The 4,241-nt window shown below is 34.6% G+C and carries 2 protein-coding genes; both read right to left on the reverse strand.

Features of this window, described 5'->3' with window-relative positions:
- Positions 1-121 precede the first annotated feature (121 nt).
- Positions 122-817, reverse strand: coding sequence for a T9SS type A sorting domain-containing protein (locus FVB9532_RS19070; protein ID WP_150546775.1), 696 nt, complete (start codon positions 815-817; stop codon positions 122-124).
- 11 nt (positions 818-828) lie between these two features.
- Positions 829-3,462 (reverse strand): S8 family serine peptidase, encoded by a 2,634-nt coding sequence (locus tag FVB9532_RS19075; RefSeq protein WP_194716593.1) that lies wholly within the window; start codon positions 3,460-3,462, stop codon positions 829-831.
- Between the last annotated feature and the right edge of the window lie 779 nt (positions 3,463-4,241).

Raw genomic sequence — 4,241 nt, forward strand, 5'->3', positions numbered from 1 at the left:
AATTATCAACGATTCAACACCCCAAAAACAACATTATGAGATAATTAAAAATTAAATAGTAACTTTAAAGAACTGGACTAGGGCTTTTCATAGGATACAATGTTATGCAACGAATTTTTACTCAGTTTTTAATTATTCTTTCAATACTGTAATTTCCAGTATCATCTATGATTTTTAAAAGATAAACCCCAGAATCGTATTGAGAAATATCAATTGCACCATTTTTCGTGTAATCATATATTGTACCTAAAACTCTACCGGTAACATTGTATATTATAATGATATAATCTGAATTATCAGGCGTTTTAATACTAAATATCCCATTAGATGGATTTGGGTAAATCCTATTTTCAAATCCTCGGATATTTTCTATTGATAATAATTCGTTCGTATATATTGCAATATCATTATTTGAATTAGTTACTGTTAACTCCAAAGCACTTTCACTTTGCGTAATTGCATAAGAATATGGGTTGTCAATAGTCTGTTCAAAATAATCATTTATATATAAATTTTGATAATCGTCATTGACTTGTTCCCCACAGCCTATTAATGTTATTGCAAAGGAATCAAATGAAAAATTATCAGCATTATAACTTAATGTTCCTTCAAGAGTGGCACAAACTTCGGTTAAAAATGAATTATCATTTGAAAAAGTAGCTTGGATAAATTCTACCTCCTCATTAGAAGGTGGAAAATTATCGTTGCCATCAATTATTACATCTTGTAAATACCAAGTATTTTCAAAAAGTTGCGGGTCTTGTGCAAATAACTTTTGCACGAAAATTAAACTTGTAATTATTAAAAAATATTTCATACGGTTTGCTTTTATTGTTTAATTAATGTTTGAGATGTCTGTGCCTCACCATCTGCAACGAGTATAACTTCATAAATACCCGATGTGTAGCTTGAAATATCGATTACGACACTGTTTAAAGTAGTGTCAATTATATAGTTGTCTGAAGACCCAGTTGTAGTGTTCACTACCATAAGGTATGCAGAATTAGCTTCATCTGCGATGTAATTTACAGTAACTTGTGAAATAGCTGGATTTGGCACTAAACTTTCCAGTTTGTAGGGATTTACTTTTACCTCTATCTCATCGTAATCTTTGAATCCATCAAGATTTGAAATTACTTCCAATTTATAGATTTTTGTAATTTCTGGCGATACCGTTAGGTCAGAGCCAGTGTAAATTAAGTTACCTTCTGGGTCGTACCAATTATAGGTAGCATCCTCATTGATATTTGATGCGGTGAGCGTTGTGCTTTCATTTTTATCAATTTCCTTATCATTACCTGCATCAGCAGAAAAACTGTCTCTTGGTTTTTTTCGCACTATATAGGTTTCCCCTCCAATAATATCGTTTGTACTTGCATCACGTTGTATAACGTGGTACACGTATTCGTTTTTATCGGTATATTCTTTTGTTAAGAAATTAAACTCTAAATTTATCGTACCTATTTCGTTGGGAGCTAAGCTAATGTTGTTTAGTACAGCATTGTCTGCAGTTACTATCTTTCGCTCGTTCTGTCGAGTGTCCTTTAGATTTGTTTTGGCTTTTCCACCATTGTTCCAAGCAGTATAGATTGTATTATCCATTGTGATAGAGACTTCTGCCTCCTCATATATCGCCTTTCCCAATTCATTTGTTTCCCTCACCAGTTCCAGCTTAAATGATTTTTGAGCCGTAAAAGGGTTGCCTACAGCTACTACACCACCAATTATAGGAGTTGAATTAGGTTCAATGTCCACTACAGTAGTATTTTTCCAAGCAATGTTATTGTTGTTTAAAACATTAGTAGTTATATGACTCCCTTCTGTAAATGTCATTGGGTCATCTGTAGATTCAATTCTTGCCAAAAGACAAAAATGCCAAGGATTGGGATTAATATTTTCATAATCTTCTGGGTTCGGAACACTCCATTGAAGTTTTAAAATTTTAGTCTCCCCAATTTCAATGGGGGGGATTGTAATAGTGCCTATTTCATCGCCCATCAAAATATCTTGGCCTGTTACTGGGTCTGTAATGAACAAACTACCGTCCCAATGCTGTGGCCAAGAAAGTGAGGTATTTGCCTTTGCCCAATATAATTTTAACTGGTCATTGCCCGATGAGGTGTCACAGCTATTGTTGGATACTCGAACATAAACATAGTTTGGGTCGTTTGGGTCATATTCAGGGTTTTGGTGGTCGTCGTTATAAATACCATCATCTTGGTTTCTTACCCAAATATCATTACTTTGCCAAGGTTGTTGTGTGCTGTTGTCGGGTTCTGTACCGTCATCAAAGTCAGAATTACGCATAGCTAAGTCAAGTCCAGTTGTTGGATTTGCCATACATTGTGCTGTTAGTACAGCTCTGTATGCATTTATTCTTCCAGTCCCCAAAAGGCCTTGATAGGGGGCATTTTCGGGGATTTGGTAAATATTGTCTGCGGTATTTTTAATAATGTCTCTAATTTGGTCGGGAGTTAAATTCGGATTTACATCCAACAATAGTGCTGCCAATCCTGCAACCATTGGAGATGATAAGGACGTTCCAAAACTTGTGTTGCGATAATTATTATTATTGTCGAGCGTATATAAACGATACCCAGGAGCACAAACATCTACTTTATCATTATGAGTCATTGTAGTTGTGGGGTCATTTCCAATACGGTTGTGAACATCCTTCCACGATACGATACCATAAACTGGGTGATTTGTTTCTCTTGGTGATATATGACCGACTGCCGATACAGCTATGGTATGGTCATAGGCTGCTGGATATACGTATGTTGTAGGGTCTGAACCACAAGTATTACCATTGCCAGCAGCAAATATTGGAGTAATTCCCATATTCCAGATATCTTCATAAACCATTGCATTAATGGATGATGGCGAACAGGAGTCATACCAACTACCATTGATTACTTTTACACCAGGTATTTGAGCCATTTCCCAAACTCTCATTGTATTTAAGGGACTATCCATAGTTACCAACTTTGTATTATAGCCTATACTTGGTATTCCAATACCATTATTTGTATCTGCTGCAACTACTCCCGATACTTGAGTGCCGTGTTTGTTGGTTGACGAGCTATCATCTATATCTTGAACAATTTTGTTGATTAAATCATCGTGGTCGGTATCAAAGTAGGTATCAACAACACCTACTAATATATTGGGGTTTCCAGTAGTGATATTCCAAGCCTGTGGTGCTTTAATGAGTTCCATAGCTTCTTTTACATTTCCATCGATTCCTTCAATGTCATCAGGTTCTAAAAGGGGTTGTCCTTCATATACATATTCTGTATATTCAATTTCAGTCCTGCTTGATAGCGATGCTAAATGACTATCATCGTTAAGCTCTATATAATAAACACGTTGCAAATATGGGTTTGAAATATTTGGAAAAGCTCTTTTAAATTGGTAGATAGGTTTACTATTTAAAAAACTTTCTAAATCATTGTTTTCCATATCCAACGTTAATGTTTGGTCCGTATTAGTTGTTTTTTGAATTGGGTTTAAGGAATGCCCCACTTTTTCTACAACGTAATATCCTTGGACTGATTGCGCAAATGTTCCAATACAAATTAATTGGAGAATTGAAATTAGTACTAACTTTTTCATTTTGATAATAAGATTTAAATTTACGCATTCTAATTTTTAGTAGATTAGAATACTTCCACAATTGCCGTGGGGAAAAACTCCATTTTTGCTAAAATTAACTGAACATTATTCCTCCAATATTTATTTCCCTACAAAGTGGGTGGCTTTGGATTGATGTTGGTCAATTTGTTGCATAATGGTCTTGTATATGGCTCGTAGCATGCAAATTAGTGATAACTTTTCGTTTAAGCACGAGCCGAATTTTTTAATTTTCTTATTACCTTATTTTTCCAATAAGCCAAATTAAAAAATTTGGCGGACTAGCAAATATACCTTAACCTCGATTAAGCAACTGACTGGCTATGAGTGGTATATGTCTTAAGTTTGATTCTCATTAAATTTATGATATAAACAAGAAAGAACAAAAGAGCGGAATAAGGTTATTATATATGCAGAAGCTTTAGATTTCGTCAGCATTGAAAATCCCCGCTCTTTTCTACACAGATTTCGTACAGTTGTAAGAGGCTTTAGATCTCGCTTTTAAGTCGTTGAAACTCGCGTAGATTGTCCTTTCAAAAAACATTTTCTTATGAATAAAGATATTAAATATTTTGGAATAGACATTAGCCATTTGGTTTTTGATGTGA

Source organism: Mesonia oceanica (assembly GCF_902499555.1).
In the GTDB taxonomy this organism is placed as follows: domain Bacteria; phylum Bacteroidota; class Bacteroidia; order Flavobacteriales; family Flavobacteriaceae; genus Mesonia; species Mesonia oceanica.

Coding starts and splice junctions, on each gene's coding strand:
- FVB9532_RS19070 (WP_150546775.1), bottom strand. CDS start 817: ATGAAATATTTTTTAATAATTACAAGTTTAATTTTCGTGCAAAAGTTA.
- FVB9532_RS19075 (WP_194716593.1), bottom strand. CDS start 3,462: ATGGAAAACAATGATTTAGAAAGTTTTTTAAATAGTAAACCTATCTAC.